This is a genomic window from Acinetobacter silvestris (genome assembly GCF_002135235.1).
GTDB lineage: Bacteria > Pseudomonadota > Gammaproteobacteria > Pseudomonadales > Moraxellaceae > Acinetobacter > Acinetobacter silvestris.
Window position 1 is genome coordinate 127,072 of sequence record NZ_NEGB01000004.1, and the last position, 15,422, is coordinate 142,493.

Sequence of the window (15,422 nt, forward strand, 5' to 3'; positions counted from 1 at the left end):
AAATGCTAAAAATGCATTCCTTGATACCAATGCCATACGGTTGTGATTCCAAACCATAATGCAAAACCAAGCAAAACTAAAACAATTAGCCCCAAAATATCAGGAATATGCAGCCATAACCATGCCACAATTGGATTCTGCCAAAATGATGAATTCAACTGTTTTTGTTCTAATTTTTCATGCAAAAAAGGATGCATAACATGGACGTCCGTTTTAATTTGATATTCAATCCGTATATGTTCATGTACCACATCTAAAGCTTTACGACTTGGGCGAATAAAAATATCAAATAGTGTGCCAGCAATTGGAATACAGCCCACCAGTCCATCCATGACTGCCAGTTTCATAACACCATTCAATTTTGCTTGCGGGACACCAATCTGTTTGGCTTTATAGATGGCATAACAAGTCAATATAAACCCAGCAACATCGCCAGCAATCGGAATAGTACTCAATGCCGCGTCAGCACCGACCCCCTGTTTGGTAAAAGGGATACGTACAACGGAATCCATCATATTGGCAAACTTTGCCAAATCACGTTCTAATTTAATCACTTCTTTCGTAGATAATTTTTTTTCTGCACCCATCTTTGCTTCGACGACCTAATCTGTATATATACTTCATCATAACCAATAGATTCAGCATCTGGTGTAATATTTTATATGGCTAGATATCATCACTTTAGATATAAGGCTAATCAGCAACTGGTTTTGCTTTAAACAGCGAACGAACCATAACATACATAAACGGAATAAAAATCAGTACCAATATCGTGCCAAAAAACACTCCACCGAGCACACTAACACCAATCTCTTGACGACTTGCTGCACCAGCACCTGAAGCCAAAACCAGCGGTATTACACCTGCACCAAAAGCTAAAGAAGTCATTAAAATTGGACGTAAGCGTAAACCCGCACCCTGCAACGCTGCAACAATGGCCGTGCTGCCTTTTTCCTGAGCGAGTACCGCAAATTCGACAATTAAAATTGCATTTTTACATGACAAACCAATGGTGGTCAGTAATGCGATTTGGAAATAAATATCATTTGGAAAGCCAGTAAGCCAACTGAAGATAATATTACCCCCTATACCCAACGGAATTGCAGAAATCACAGCCGTTGGAATCGACCAACTTTCATAGAGTGCTGCTAAACATAAAAAGATAAAAGCCACTGAAATTAAATACAACCAAATTGCTTGGCTACTCGATTTCTGTTCTTGAAGTGATAAGCCACTCCATGCTACATCAATACCACTATGCTGATTGACTATGCTTTGAATATCTTGCATGGCTTGACCAGAACTGACATGCTTGGCCGAGTTCGCTTCCATTTGCAAAGCGGTATAACCTTGGAAACGGTTCACAACATCTGGACCACCACTCCAATCTACAGTTGCAAAATTGGTGAAAGGAATCATTTGATTCTGACCATTGCGTACTGTCCAATATTGTAAATCTTCTGGTCTAGAACGAAATTCTGCATCGCCTTGCATCATCACCCGCTTAATGCGCCCACGATCAATAAAATCATTGACATAAGAACCACCCCAAGCTGTAGATAACGTACTATTAATTGCCGTTTGGGTTAAACCATTGGCCAATGCAAGTTTTTGATCTACATTCACCTTGAGTTTAGCTTTATTTGGATTAGATTTTTTATCTAAATTTTCAAAAGTCTTAAAATTCTCTGCTTCGGCCTGTACAGCTTTAAATTGCTGATCTAAATAATGTCGTCCCTGCCCATTAATGTCCTGCAACCAAAACTCTAAACTATCACTATCCCCTAAACCATTCACGGATGATGGCATCATCACCGTAATTTTGGCATTCGGATTGTTATTAAAATACTGAGTAGCCCGTTCACGTATCGCTTGTACCGAATTTTTGTCTCCTGAACGTTCATCCCAGTGCTTTAATGCAATAAATCCTGTTCCGAGGTTTTGACCGGTACCTGAAAAATTGCGTCCATAGCGAATGAGTACAATATCGACATTTTGTTTTTCTTTTTCTAAGAAGTATTTACGAATGTCTTCACCGACAATAGCACTACTCGACATCGGTGCACCATCTGCAAGACGAAACTGTACACTTAAGATGGCTTGATCTTCACTTGGAATAAAGCTGGTGGGCAATGTACGATAAATTAAGACAAAAACACTGATTAGGCCGATAAAGAGCACCAAAATGACCAGCTTCAAATTTAAAGTTTTTTGTACCAGCTTTAAATAGTGCTGCTTTAAATTTTCCATCTTCTGATTAAACCAAACCGCCCATCTTGCAGGTTTTTGAGTGGGTTTCAGGATAATGGCACACAATGCAGGTGTCAGGATTAAAGCAACTAACAATGATAATGACATGGCCGCGACTAAGGTGATCGAAAATTGCCGATAAATCACTCCAGTTGAACCTGTAAAAAATGCCATTGGAATAAATACCGCAGTCAACACCACCGTAATGCCAATCAAAGCACCTGTCATTTCTTGCATAGATGCAATAGAGGCTTGTTTAGCTGTAAGATTTTGCTCATGCATTAAGCGCTCAACATTTTCCACGACAACAATTGCATCATCTACCAATAAGCCTATCGCTAAAACAAGGGCAAATAAAGTTAAGGTATTTATACTCATCCCTAATGCAAACAGTACCGCAAAGGTTCCCAAAATCACGATTGGCACGGTAATAGTCGGAATCAGTGTTGCACGCCAACTTTGTAAAAATACAAACATCACAATCACGACCAGAATGATGGCTTCGATCAGCGTTTTCACGACCTCTTTAATGGATTTTTGTACAAATGGCGTATTATCTCGTGGATAAACAATTGTATAACCTTGCGGTAGTTTTTCAGATATTTTGGTTAATTCCGCCTTAATTCGTGCGGAAGTCGCTAAGGCATTTGCTCCCGATGAAAGCGAAATTCCCATCCCTGATGATGGATAACCGTTGATGGTATTAAATGATTGATAGTTTTCTGCACCGAGCTCAACACGTGCAACATCTTTTAAATAAACAAAACTACCATTAATATTTGATTTGAGAATAATTTGATTGAATTCTTCAACAGTTCTTAATCGAGAACCTGCTGTGACTTTGGCATTTAAGTATTGATTTTGAACTGTAGGTAAATCACCAATACCACCTGCTGCAACTTGTGTATTTTGCGCTTCAATTGCAGCTCGAACATCACTGGGCATAAGTTGGTATTGTCTTAGACTATTTGGATTCAGCCAAATCCGCATTGCATATTGCGAACCAAAGACATCCACCTCCCCGATACCTTCAATCCGAGAGATTTCTTGTTCGATATGATTGGACAGATAATCACCCAATTCAATATTATTACTTTTACCCGTGGTGTCATATAAACCGACCACCATAAACGTGTCACCCAAAGATTTAAAGACATTCACACCTTGCCGTTGTACATCTTCAGGTAATCTATTAATAACGCTATTAATACTATTTTGGACTTGAACCTGAGCCGTGTCAGGATCTGTGCCATTTTCAAAACTGATGTTAATGCGGGCACGACCAGAAGAATCACTACTCGAACTAAAATAGAGTAGATGATCAATCCCTTTAATCTGCTGCTCTAAAACTTGTGTAACACTTTCTTCTACCGATTCTGCATCTGCACCGGTATAGGTTGCAGACACCGTAATTTTAGGTGGGGCAATATCTGGATAACGCTCAATGGGAAGATTTAAAACTGAAAATATACCGAGAGCCATCACAATAATTGCCAATACACCAGCAAAAATAGGACGTTGAATAAAATATTTTGAAAGCATCAGATCAAATTCTGTATCAGATGAAAGTGAGAAAAACAGCTACGTTAATTTAATGACATTTATATTGATATTCTGTGACTTAAGCTAAAAATACAAGAAAAATAACAGAAATAAGAATCTTTTCAGCAATCATGAAGAAAATGTGTAGATTCTTAAAAGTTTGAAGTACAAATCACGCATTTATCACTTTATATTGATATCAATGCTATCAACTTCACTTAGCTATTACCTCTGGTCTGAGTTTCACAAAGATAAGGAAAAATAAATACGTGGAGTAACCAAGATTATATATGGTACTCATACACCAAAAGCACTTTATTTATATTACTGCCCTACTATCAATGAACATGGGAATGATCAGCAATCAGAAAACATGATCCATGTAGAAAAAACATCAATGAATAAAGATCTCATAGTGACTAGAATTTCAACTACCTAAACAGTTTACCCCCCAATAATCATCAAGGCCATAAAAATGATTTCTATATTATTTCTTTTAATTTTTATTCATTGTCACTATATATTTGTCTTTTAAAGACTTAAGCATTAATTACATTTTAAGTTTATTGTGTTATTTTGCCTAAAATTTCTGTAAATTCTTTTAAGTTATGAGTGAATATTCTCCCTATAAAGGAAAAACTGGTTTTAAACGAGTATTGAATGCTACCGGTTATTCTATAGCAGGATTCAAAGCCGCTTTTAAAAATGAAGCGGCTTTCCGTCAAATTTTATTGCTAAATATTATTTTAATTCCAATGACTTTTTTTCTAAATATAAGTCAAGTTGAACAAGCGCTAATGGTTGCCGTATGTTTATTGGCGATTATCGTAGAATTATTTAATTCAGCCATTGAAGCAGTGGTTGACCGCATTTCATTAGAACAGCATGAATTGTCTAAAAATGCCAAAGATATGGGTAGTGCAGCTCAATTTGTTACTCTCGCTATTATATTCTTTACTTGGGTCATTATTTTATTTTTATGACCAAATGTATATATAAAAATCCCCGCTTTAAGCGGGGATTTTTATGGATGAAGATCGGAGATGAATTACATCATACCGCCCATACCACCCATGCCGCCCATATCAGGCATTGCAGCTTTGTCTTCTGGGATATCAGTAATCATGCATTCCGTTGTTAACATTAAAGCAGCAACAGATGCAGCATGCTCAAGTGCAGAACGCGTTACTTTAGCTGGGTCAAGAATACCCATCTCAAGCATATCGCCATATTCACCCGTTGCAGCGTTATAACCAAAGTTACCTTCACCATTTTTAACAGCATTGATCACGACAGATGGTTCATCACCCGCATTTGCAACGATTTGACGTAAAGGCGCTTCGATTGCACGACGTAAAATGTTAATACCAACATTTTGGTCATCATTCGCACCAACCAAACCATCAAGTGCAGATGCAGCACGTACCAGTGCAACACCACCACCAGCAACCACACCTTCTTCAACCGCAGCGCGAGTTGCATGAAGTGCGTCGTCTACGCGGTCTTTCTTCTCTTTCATTTCAACTTCTGTTGCTGCACCAATTTTGATGACTGCAACACCGCCTGCTAATTTAGCAACACGTTCTTGAAGTTTTTCTTTGTCGTATTCTGACGTTGATTCTTCAATTTGCGCACGGATTTGAGTAACACGTTCAGAAATTTGAGTTGCATTACCAGCACCATCAACAAGTACTGTATTTTCTTTAGAAACAGTCACTTTATGCGCTGTACCTAAATCTTGAAGAGAAGCTTGCTCTAGAGACATGCCAACTTCTTCAGAAATAACAGTTGCGCCAGTTAAGATCGCGATATCTTGCAGCATTGCTTTACGACGGTCACCAAAACCAGGGGCTTTAACCGCACATACTTTAATAATGCCGCGCATGTTATTAACAACAAGCGTTGCTAATGCTTCGCCTTCAACATCTTCAGCAATAATAAGCAGTGGTTTACCTGTTTTCGCAACAGCTTCTAACACCGCAATCAATTCACGGATGTTGCTGATTTTTTTATCAACCAGCAAGATGAACGGATTTTCAAGTTCAGCCGTTAAAGTATCTTGTTTATTTGCAAAGTATGGGCTGATATAACCACGGTCAAACTGCATACCTTCTACAACATCAAGTGCATCTTCGAAGCCTGAACCTTCTTCAACAGTGATTACGCCTTCTTTACCCACACGTTCCATTGCTTCAGCAATCAATTTACCAACAGTCGTATCTGAATTCGCAGAAATAGAACCGACTTGTTCAATCGCTTTAGTATCAGAAGCAGGTTTAGCCGTTGCTTTAATATTTTCAACGACTGCACGAACTGCAAGATCAATACCACGTTTCAAGTCCATTGGGTTCATACCCGCAGTTACGGACTTGATGCCTTCATTTAAGATTGCTTGAGCCAACACAGTTGCAGTAGTTGTACCATCACCAGCGATATCATTGGTTTTTGAAGAAACTTCACGAACCAATTGAGCGCCCATATTTTCAAACTTGTCTTTCAAAACAATTTCTTTAGCAACAGTCACACCATCTTTAGTGATATGTGGTGCACCAAAAGAACGGTCAATAACAACGTTACGACCTTTAGGACCTAAAGTTACTTTTACTGCATCTGCAAGTACGTTTACGCCTGCGATCATTTTCGAACGTGCTGAATCACCAAATTTTACATCTTTAGCTGACATGCTGAACTCCAAATATTTTTAAATTTTAAACAAATTGGTCTGGATCTGTATTTTTAAGATTAAGCTTCAAGAATCGCTAAAATGTCAGACTCTTTCATAATAAGAAGCTCTTCACCTTGAACTTTTACTTTTGTTCCAGCATATGTACCGAACAATACATTGTCGCCAACTTTAACATCTAAAGCGCGCACACCATTATCAGTCACTTTGCCATTACCTACAGCGATCACTTCGCCTTCAGCAGGTTGTTCAGCTGCTGAATTACTTAAAATAAGACCACCAGCAGTTTTTGTTTCCTTTTCAACACGGCGAATAACAACGTTATCGTGTAAAGGACGAATATTGCTCATAGGAAACTCCATCAGACTAAGTCTTTTATAGTGAATTGATGATGACTTATTTATTCCATTCGTCATCATCAGAAAATTAATTTCGATGACACTTTTGTGGGGATGGAAAAAAACGCTTCAAGGGGAAAATCAAAAAATATTCCTTATTTTGTATATTTTTCGCTCAATCATCATGCTTTTAGCGACTTTAATCAGATTCAGCCACTTTTAAAACAAATTCTTGTCTCTGTTCTTCAAAAAAGTAATGTTGAAAAGAGCCGTCCGTACAAATGACATTAAAACTATTCGGCATCTTTTTATACAGACGATGTGAAGTTGCTGTTCCTGCATGCACTTCATAAATTGGATGTTCCAGATTTAACTCAAATTCGTAATTCAAGTCATACACAGCGACTAAATGCAAATGCCCATGTAACAAGGCATATAAGTGATGTTGCCCCCATTCTTTAAGCGCAAATTTTGCTAACGCGGGGCAATCATTTAAATGGTGATTTTCTTTTTCCGTATAAAAAGGCTGATGACTGACGATGATCTTCAACTTGTTTACGGGGGCTTCTATTAACTGTTGATTCACTTTTTGAATTTGTTCAAAAGAAACATGACCTTTGGTATGAAAACGTCGACGGATACTATTCAATCCTATTAAATAAAAATGTTCTGTCATGAAGGTTTTTTCTAAACTTCCAAAAAAAAGCTGATACAAATTAAAAGGACTAAAAGTCCGATTCCAAAGATGATACAGTGGAATATCATGATTTCCTGGCACTACAAAATAAGGAGTATTCAGTGATTCTAAAAATTGCTTACAACGATAAAACTCTTTAAATTTAGCTCTTTGCGTGAGATCCCCACTCACCACTATAACTTCAGGCTGATGTTTGACACAAAAATGCTGAATGGCTTGCATACATTCAAAGCGCTCTGTCCCGAAATGTAAATCAGAGAGATGAATTAACATAAGGCACCATAATATTTAACGCATTTTTTTCCACATGGATATTTAATGGGGGTGTCATTTCTACAATTTCACCATCTATAGCCACCGTCAATTTCGATTTTTCCGAATAAACATTGACTTGGTCTGCACTGAAACTATACACATCAGAAGCTTTTTCTAACTGTCCACGAATGGTCTGGACCAAGGTTTTAAATAAAGTTAATTTATCTCCTTTGGCGATGACGACACCTGCAACCTGCCCATTTTCCACACATTTAGCAATTCTTAACTTGATTTCTGAAAGCTGTAATTGATTGTTTCCAAAAAATATTAATAGCGTTTTTACTGGATACTTTTTCCCATCCACCTCAACCTCAAGCTTCAATTCTTTACGGTCACGAATCAATACATCTAGACCCGAAGTATAGGCATTTAGAAGTAGCCGACCAAATTTCCGATTATAAGCTTCTCGTTTTTTAATAAATAAAGGATACAAGCCCAAACTGGCATTATTTAAATAAATTTGATCATTTATGGTTGCAATATGTGATGAGCGCGGTTCGCCAGTACCCATGACTTTAGCTGCATCTAGAATATCCAAAGGGATATTTAATGCACGTGCCACATAATTAAATGTTCCCAAAGGTAAAATGCCCATCGGAATAGTCTGATGCAGCAGTTGAGAAGCCACTGCATTTAAGGTTCCATCCCCACCCGCTGCAACAATTACGCCCTGATCATTATATTGTTGATGTCGTTTCAGAATTTTTTGCATTAACACTTCAATATTCGCTTCGGATCTAATATCGAAAATCTGTATATCAAATCCTTGGGCTGTCCATATATTCATCAACTGCTCATAAATTTCAGCTGATTTATAGGTATGAAATCCTGATTTTTCGTTATAAACCATGGATAATGGTCTCAATTGTTTAATCATAATTAAATTTATTTTAAAGTAACTGCTCTAATTTCGTTGAAATATTAGGCAGATAATATTGCTGTTATGTAAAAAATGAATGAACAGCATTTATAAAACCAATCACAGAATAGAGCGATTACAATGCCACATCACACTGATAAATAATAACATTTTACATAAAAATAACATATATCACAAATTATAATAAGCTAATTTTTACAACTATATTTAAAGTAAAACCAATAATAACAACAACTTAAATAAACAGTGACTTTTCATATCTTTTACAGCCTTAGTCTTATTTTTTGCATGAATTTATGATTTAATACAGCCACTTTTTTTCATACTTAAATTTGAATGGTATATCACATCATTCAGATTGTTATTTGTACATAAAATTGTACACATTTGAGATAGGCCTCACCATGACCCAAGTGAACGCACCAGAATTCGTTCGTCACCCTAAGCTTATTGCCTGGGTTGAAGAAATTGCAAAATTAACGAAACCAGCGAAAATTGAATGGTGTGACGGAAGCGCAGAAGAATATCAACGTTATATCGACTTGATGATCGCTAACGGCACGATGCAAGCGCTTAACCAAGAAACACATCCTGGTTCGTATTTAGCTAATTCTGATCCTTCTGACGTTGCTCGTGTTGAAGGTCGTACTTATATTTGTTCTGAAAAACAAGAAGATGCTGGCGCTACAAACAACTGGGAAGCCCCAGCTGAAATGCGTGCCCGCTTAAACGGTTTGTTTGACGGTTCAATGAAAGGTCGTACTTTATACGTTGTTCCTTTCTCTATGGGTCCTTTAGGTAGCCATATTGCACATATCGGTATTGAACTTACTGACTCTCCTTATGTTGCTGTAAGCATGTCTAAAATGGCTCGTATGGGTAAAGCTGTTTATGACGTACTTGGTACAGATGGCGACTTTATTCCTTGCGTGCACACTGTTGGCGCTCCGCTTGAAGCGGGTCAAAAAGACGTAGCTTGGCCTTGCAATCCTGAAAAATACATCGTGCATTACCCAGAAACCCGTGAAATTTGGTCTTACGGTTCTGGTTACGGCGGTAATGCATTACTCGGTAAAAAGTGCTTAGCTTTACGTATTGCATCGGCTATGGGTCGTCAACAAGGCTGGTTAGCTGAACACATGTTGATCCTTGGTGTAACTAACCCACAAGGTGAAAAACATTACATCGCAGCTGCATTCCCTTCTGCTTGCGGTAAAACAAACTTTGCAATGTTGATTCCACCAGCAGGTTACGAAGGTTGGAAAATTGAAACTGTAGGTGACGATATTGCTTGGATCAAACCAGGTGAAGACGGTCGCTTATACGCAATCAACCCTGAAGCTGGTTTCTTCGGTGTAGCGCCTGGTACAAATACCAAGACCAACCCGAACTGTATGGCAACACTTCATAAAGACGTGATCTATACCAACGTTGCAGTAACTGACAACGGTGAAGTTTGGTGGGAAGGCCTAACCAAAGAAGCTCCTGCTAACTTAACCAACTGGAAAGGTCAACCGCATACGGGCGCAGAAAAAGCAGCGCATCCAAATGCTCGCTTTACTGTTGCTGCGGGTCAATGCCCTTCAATTGACGCTGACTGGGAAAATCCAGCGGGTGTTCCAATTTCTGCATTCATCTTCGGTGGTCGTCGTGCAGACACAGTTCCTTTAGTGTCTGAAGCTTTTGACTGGGTTGATGGCGTATATAAAGCTGCAACCATGGGTTCTGAAACTACTGCTGCTGCTGTTGGCCAACAAGGTATTGTTCGTCGCGATCCGTTTGCGATGCTTCCATTTGCTGGCTACAACATGGCTGACTACTTCTCTCATTGGTTAGAACTGGGTGAAGAAGTTGGTGCTAAAGCTGAAGCTGCTGGCAACAAATTACCGAAAATCTTCAATGTAAACTGGTTCCGTCGTGATGCTGAAGGCAACTTCGTATGGCCTGGCTTCGGTCAGAATATGCGTGTTCTTGAGTGGATGATTGATCGTTGTGAAGGTCGCGCTGAAGCAACTAAAACACCAATCGGTCTTGTTCCTACTTACGAACAATTGAACTGGACGGGTATTGATTTCTCTAAAGAACAATTCAACACAGTTACAGCTCAAGACAAAGATCAATGGATCAAAGAACTTGAAAGCCACACTGAATTGTTTGCCAAACTAGGTGACCGCTTACCTCAAGCACTTAAAACACGTCAAAATGAATTACTTGAAGCAGTTAAATCGGCTTAATTCATAATGAATCAAAAGGTCACTTCGGTGACCTTTTTTAAAAATTAAAATCTATAAATAAATTTAAAAAGCATCATCACACCAAGGAAAATAAAATGAAAAAACTTCTTGCTGTTACAGCACTTTTTTTCGCCTTAGCAAACGTAGCAAATGCCGAAAACACTGCGGAAACTACAGCAGTCACTAATACACATGCAAATCCAATTTGCTTAGTAGAAGGCATCCCCTCAACCGATCAATTCAGAACCATTAAGCGCATTAAAATAGCCAAAGGCACATATGGCAGCGTGGTCGAACTCTACCCTAAGTTTGCTGCATCAGCTCGAAAATTAGGTGCCGATGCCGTCGTTAATTATAATGGTAGTCAACGCTTTGGTTTTTGGCCATGGCGCATCGTAAGACCTGTCGTATGGGGCACTGCTGTAAAATGGAACACCGCTATTGACTGTAAGACACTTGATGGCAAAGAAATCTATTAATTAAAATAAAAAAAGGCCACATCAGTGGCCTTTTTACTTCACACATACACTTAAATATTCCACAATAAAACTAGGCTGCTGATTGTGCCCGTTGTTGATGCAACCATATCAAATATTCATCTAAAATCTGAATTTCACTTGGTGTAAATTTCAAACCTAGCTTAGACCGACGCCATAAAATATCAGCACTATTTATAGCCCACTCTTGATCGACTAAATAGTCCACTTCTTGTGCAAACAAATCATGCCCAAAATACTGTCCAAGCTCATCGGTTGAGGTCTTATCTTTGAGCACCTGCCAAACTCGAGTACCATAAGCATGTACCCATCGGATTGCCAACACCGCAGAAACACCTTGTACCTTTTGTACAACCTCTTGAGCCAAAGCATCTGCAGAAATAAAATGTTCTGCGCCTGGTAATAATGCTGCTCTAGTCCAACTCACTTGCATTTCAGGAAAAAATGCTTTGAGTTGCAGCATTACCGATTCAGCAAGTTTTCGATAGGTCGTAAGCTTGCCGCCAAAAACTGAAAGTAATGGTGCATCCTCTGGTTTCTCCTGAGATAGAGACAATGTGTAATCACGCGTTACAGCTGATGGATTATCAGATTCATCATCACATAAAGGACGAACTCCCGAATAAGTCCAACGAATATCCGCCCGACTTAATTGAGTTTTAAAATGATCATTCGAAACATTGATCAAATAATCAATTTCTTGATCTGTAATTTCAACATGATTGGGGTCACCCACATATTCGCGATCTGTAGTACCAATTAAAGTATATTCATCCAAATAGGGAATAGCAAAAACGATACGCTGATCATCATTCTGCATAATAAAAGCTTTGTCACCTTCATAAATTTTAGGCACCACAATATGGCTACCCTGAATAAGACGAATACCATAAGGTGATTTAAGTCTTAGATCTTGCTGTATAAATTGCGCCACCCAAGGCCCAGCTGCATTCACTAAAACCTTCGCTTTAATTTGATAAGCACCTTGCTCATTTTCCACATCAACCAACCACTCACCATTTTCATGCTGAGCTGATGTACATCGTGTATGGGTTACAATTTTTGCACCCTTTTCACGGGCTTGCATCGCATTTAAAACAACTAAACGTGCATCATCTACAGCACAGTCTGAATATTCAAAACCGCGGGTAATTTCTACTTTAAGTGGACTACTATCAACATTAAAATTGATAAGTTTTGAGCCTTCTAATTTTTCGCGCTTCCCCAAATGATCATAAAGGAATAATCCTGTACGAATCAACCAAGCTGGGCGCAAATGCGGTTGATGCGGCATAATAAAACGCATCGGTCGAATAATATGCGGGGCTTTATTCAATAACACCTCCCGCTCTGCTAACGCTTCTCGAACTAAGCGAAATTCTTTATGCTCTAAATAACGTAAACCACCATGGATCAGCTTGCTACTGGCTGATGATGTATGGCTGGCAAGATCATCTTTTTCACATAAAAATACCGACAAGCCTCGCCCCACAGCATCATTTGCAATGCCGACACCATTAATCCCTCCACCAATAACAACAATGTCATAACTGATCGGACTACTTGCAAAATCTTTCATTTACGCTCACCAAAATGTTCGCTTTATTTCGTTTTAGAAAATACTAGCTGATTAATTATTAAACTTCTATTATTTTTTGATCAAAATTACAATTTTTTTATACAATATCACATCAATAACAATTGGTATCAGCACATGAAATTTATGCAGCTACAATCAGTGAAACATTATTTTCATTCATTATTTTTACATACTGAGCATCAGGTTGCCGATCTGTAAAAAGACATTCAACCATATTTAAATGCCCCAAACGCATCATGGCATGCCGTCCAAATTTACTACCATCTACAGCCAATAAAACATGTTTAGAATTCTCAATAATCCCCTTTGAGACACTCACCTCCTGAAAATCAAAATCTAATAACACCCCGTCCTCATCTATTCCACTAATGCCAATCACAGCATAATCTGCTTTAAATTGACTAAAAAAGTCAGATGTTGCTTGCCCAATTACACCGCCATCTGGACGTACTTTTCCACTGGCAATCATGACTTCAAAATCTTCTTTTACGCTTAAAATTTTTGCAACATTTAAATTATTAGTAATAATTTTTAAACCTTGATGTTGTAATAATGCATGTGCAACAGCTTCTGTCGTCGTACCAATATTGATAAAAATTGAAGCATGATTTGGAATAGTCGCTGCGACTGCTTTCGCAATACTTTGTTTTGCTTCTAGATTATGACTTAATCGCATACTGTATTCAGTGTTCATCACACTCGAATCAATTGCAGCCCCCCCATGATAACGACGCAACAATTTCGCATCCGCAAGCTGATTAATATCTCGACGTACAGTTTGTGGGGTCACTGAAAAATGCTGAGCTAATTCATCAATACTGATATAGCCACGCTCTTTAACCAGTTCAATGATCTGTTGTTGCCTGATCAGCAAATTCATATTGAAACTCCAAAATTGAAACTAGTTTTTTCGAAATCGAACATTCAATGTATTATGGGATACAAATATCGTCAATATTGAAAATATAAAAACGATCTCGCTTTTAAGCTTTATCGCTCAAAAACCCTAACCAACTCAATATAAATAAACAAAAAATGAGATCCCAATGGTTTTTTTTAATTACCTATAAATTTATAAAAAATGCTAACCCATGTAATCAATTACAAATAACTAAGATAATCTATTTTCTCATTACTGCTTTGTAAACATTAGGTTTCAAGCAATACCAAAATTCAACCAAACCTTGATCGTTAAAAATCTCCAGCTATGGCATACTCAAATAAATAATAACGCTGGAACTTTCAAATATGAAAAACATGAAAATACTAGGTTTGGGATGCATTATTTTAGCTTTAACAGCGTGCCAAACCACACCACGTCACTACAATGGTGTAACAGGTTATCAAATTGAAAATCAAACAGCCAATAGTGCCACTTTAGCCTATACCTTAGCTGCTCGTTCGGATCGCCAACTAGATATCGATAAACTACAACGTGCTTGTCAAAAAGTTCTTGGTCTAAATAAAACTTATAAAATCTCTGTACTCAGCACCAATGAAATTATCAACCCTCAAACCACCAATCAAGATCCGACTGGGGTCAAATTAGGTCATTCACGCACTTCTTTTGGACTTTCGAATACACCAAGTTTAAATAATGGTGAAGATTATGCAACGCGCCAAGCTTTAGAAACGCGCCCAAGCACATTACAAGTGGTTCGATATACCTGTTCTTAATCCCTTAGATTAAGAAAGACGCTATTTATAGCGTCTTGTAAAAACTTACATTTCTAAATTCTAACGATTCATCTAAATCAGGCCATGTCGTTGCACTTCTTTCATCTAATTTTTCATATTTAGGATGACTAAAGTTTTTTACTCGACTGTCTGCTACCCACACTTCTGGGGAAAATTTTAAAAATTCATCTAAGAAAAAGCGATTACATTGGTCATACAACACATCTGCTGCCAAGAGCACATCAACTTGTTCAGCTTGATATAAGTCTTCTAAATATTCAAGCTCTACACCATTCAATTCCGCATTGGCACGACAAGAAGCTAAACTGATTGGGTCGATATCACAACAAATAACACGTTTTGCCCCTGCTAGTTTCGCAGCAATCGCCACCACACCCGATCCTGCACCAAAGTCCAACACCACTTTATCTTTGACATGATGTGGTTCTGCAAGCAACCACTGCGCCATTGCCAACCCTGAAGCCCAGCAAAAAATCCAATACGGCGTATCATTCCAAATACGACGAATGACTTCATCATCCAATTTATCGGTTGGAAATATAGGAGGAATCAACCACAGGGAAATGGGTGTGTCAGGTAGTTGCTGCGCAAGTAATTCACAGTTTGGAATCACTTCATGCAAAGCTTTTAGCAAATGTTCAGGTGCTTGAGGAAGTTGAAAAGTACAGGTCATTCAAATAAAACCTAA

The 15,422-nt window shown here is 38.2% G+C and carries 13 protein-coding genes; 4 read left to right on the top strand and 9 right to left on the bottom strand.

The annotated features are described in order from the left end of the window. Positions 1-5: 5 nt before the first annotated feature. The gene (locus B9T28_RS08375) at positions 6-587 is read right to left on the bottom strand and encodes a DUF4112 domain-containing protein (protein WP_086203531.1); all 582 of its coding nucleotides are present in this window, start codon (positions 585-587) and stop codon (positions 6-8) included. A 106-nt stretch (positions 588-693) separates the two neighbouring features. Further along, positions 694-3,792 (bottom strand): multidrug efflux RND transporter permease subunit, encoded by a 3,099-nt coding sequence (locus tag B9T28_RS08380; RefSeq protein ID WP_086203532.1) that lies wholly within the window; start codon positions 3,790-3,792, stop codon positions 694-696. 608 nt (positions 3,793-4,400) lie between these two features. On the opposite strand from B9T28_RS08380, the gene B9T28_RS08385 reads away from it, so the two are divergent. Next, positions 4,401-4,775 (top strand): diacylglycerol kinase, encoded by a 375-nt coding sequence (locus tag B9T28_RS08385; RefSeq protein WP_086203533.1) that lies wholly within the window; start codon positions 4,401-4,403, stop codon positions 4,773-4,775. Positions 4,776-4,840: 65 nt separating this feature from the next. Here the strand turns inward: B9T28_RS08385 and groL are convergent, their stop codons facing one another. The 4 genes from groL to B9T28_RS08405 all read right to left on the bottom strand — a co-directional run bounded on the left by groL (position 4,841) and on the right by B9T28_RS08405 (position 8,702). Further along, entirely contained in the window at positions 4,841-6,475 is a 1,635-nt protein-coding gene (gene groL, locus B9T28_RS08390) for a chaperonin GroEL (protein WP_086203534.1), read from the bottom strand. Between the two features lie 59 nt (positions 6,476-6,534). Continuing rightward, complete coding sequence (locus B9T28_RS08395; RefSeq protein WP_086203535.1) at positions 6,535-6,825, bottom strand: co-chaperone GroES; 291 nt, start codon at positions 6,823-6,825, stop codon at positions 6,535-6,537. Between the two features lie 187 nt (positions 6,826-7,012). Then, entirely contained in the window at positions 7,013-7,783 is a 771-nt protein-coding gene (locus B9T28_RS08400) for a metallophosphoesterase family protein (protein ID WP_086203536.1), read from the bottom strand. Then, positions 7,764-8,702, bottom strand: coding sequence for a diacylglycerol/lipid kinase family protein (locus B9T28_RS08405; RefSeq protein WP_086203537.1), 939 nt, complete (start codon positions 8,700-8,702; stop codon positions 7,764-7,766). The genes B9T28_RS08400 and B9T28_RS08405 overlap by 20 nt, the downstream gene beginning before the upstream one ends. A gap of 407 nt (positions 8,703-9,109) precedes the next feature. Between B9T28_RS08405 and B9T28_RS08410 the strand changes: the two genes are divergently transcribed. Together B9T28_RS08410 and B9T28_RS08415 are read left to right on the top strand one after the other, a co-directional pair. After that, on the top strand, positions 9,110-10,939 hold the full coding sequence (locus tag B9T28_RS08410; protein ID WP_086203538.1) for a phosphoenolpyruvate carboxykinase (GTP): 1,830 nt from the start codon (positions 9,110-9,112) through the stop codon (positions 10,937-10,939). Positions 10,940-11,034: 95 nt separating this feature from the next. After that, positions 11,035-11,418, top strand: a complete 384-nt coding sequence (locus B9T28_RS08415; RefSeq protein ID WP_086203539.1) for a hypothetical protein — start codon at positions 11,035-11,037, stop codon at positions 11,416-11,418. 70 nt (positions 11,419-11,488) lie between these two features. On the opposite strand, the gene glpD is transcribed toward B9T28_RS08415, so the two are convergent. Both glpD and B9T28_RS08425 read right to left on the bottom strand, forming a co-directional pair. Then, entirely contained in the window at positions 11,489-13,015 is a 1,527-nt protein-coding gene (gene glpD, locus B9T28_RS08420; RefSeq protein ID WP_086203540.1) for a glycerol-3-phosphate dehydrogenase, read from the bottom strand. A gap of 142 nt (positions 13,016-13,157) precedes the next feature. Continuing rightward, on the bottom strand, positions 13,158-13,916 hold the full coding sequence (locus B9T28_RS08425; protein ID WP_086203541.1) for a DeoR family transcriptional regulator: 759 nt from the start codon (positions 13,914-13,916) through the stop codon (positions 13,158-13,160). Positions 13,917-14,284: 368 nt separating this feature from the next. Here B9T28_RS08425 and B9T28_RS08430 point away from each other — a divergent pair, with 368 nt between their 5' ends. Next, complete coding sequence (locus B9T28_RS08430) at positions 14,285-14,713, top strand: hypothetical protein (RefSeq protein ID WP_086203542.1); 429 nt, start codon at positions 14,285-14,287, stop codon at positions 14,711-14,713. A gap of 25 nt (positions 14,714-14,738) precedes the next feature. Here the strand turns inward: B9T28_RS08430 and B9T28_RS08435 are convergent, their stop codons facing one another. Further along, positions 14,739-15,407: a class I SAM-dependent methyltransferase gene (locus B9T28_RS08435; RefSeq protein ID WP_086203543.1), complete on the bottom strand. Its 669-nt coding sequence runs from the start codon at positions 15,405-15,407 to the stop codon at positions 14,739-14,741. Positions 15,408-15,422 lie beyond the last annotated feature (15 nt).

Excerpts from the sequence above, each read along its gene's own strand:
- B9T28_RS08375 (WP_086203531.1), bottom strand. The coding sequence starts at position 587 with ATGGGTGCAGAAAAAAAATTATCTACGAAAGAAGTGATTAAATTAGAA.
- B9T28_RS08380 (WP_086203532.1), bottom strand. The coding sequence starts at position 3,792 with ATGCTTTCAAAATATTTTATTCAACGTCCTATTTTTGCTGGTGTATTG.
- B9T28_RS08385 (WP_086203533.1), top strand. The coding sequence starts at position 4,401 with ATGAGTGAATATTCTCCCTATAAAGGAAAAACTGGTTTTAAACGAGTA.
- groL (WP_086203534.1), bottom strand. The coding sequence starts at position 6,475 with ATGTCAGCTAAAGATGTAAAATTTGGTGATTCAGCACGTTCGAAAATG.
- B9T28_RS08395 (WP_086203535.1), bottom strand. The coding sequence starts at position 6,825 with ATGAGCAATATTCGTCCTTTACACGATAACGTTGTTATTCGCCGTGTT.
- B9T28_RS08400 (WP_086203536.1), bottom strand. The coding sequence starts at position 7,783 with ATGTTAATTCATCTCTCTGATTTACATTTCGGGACAGAGCGCTTTGAA.
- B9T28_RS08405 (WP_086203537.1), bottom strand. The coding sequence starts at position 8,702 with ATGATTAAACAATTGAGACCATTATCCATGGTTTATAACGAAAAATCA.
- B9T28_RS08410 (WP_086203538.1), top strand. The coding sequence starts at position 9,110 with ATGACCCAAGTGAACGCACCAGAATTCGTTCGTCACCCTAAGCTTATT.
- B9T28_RS08415 (WP_086203539.1), top strand. The coding sequence starts at position 11,035 with ATGAAAAAACTTCTTGCTGTTACAGCACTTTTTTTCGCCTTAGCAAAC.
- glpD (WP_086203540.1), bottom strand. The coding sequence starts at position 13,015 with ATGAAAGATTTTGCAAGTAGTCCGATCAGTTATGACATTGTTGTTATT.
- B9T28_RS08425 (WP_086203541.1), bottom strand. The coding sequence starts at position 13,916 with ATGAATTTGCTGATCAGGCAACAACAGATCATTGAACTGGTTAAAGAG.
- B9T28_RS08430 (WP_086203542.1), top strand. The coding sequence starts at position 14,285 with ATGAAAAACATGAAAATACTAGGTTTGGGATGCATTATTTTAGCTTTA.
- B9T28_RS08435 (WP_086203543.1), bottom strand. The coding sequence starts at position 15,407 with ATGACCTGTACTTTTCAACTTCCTCAAGCACCTGAACATTTGCTAAAA.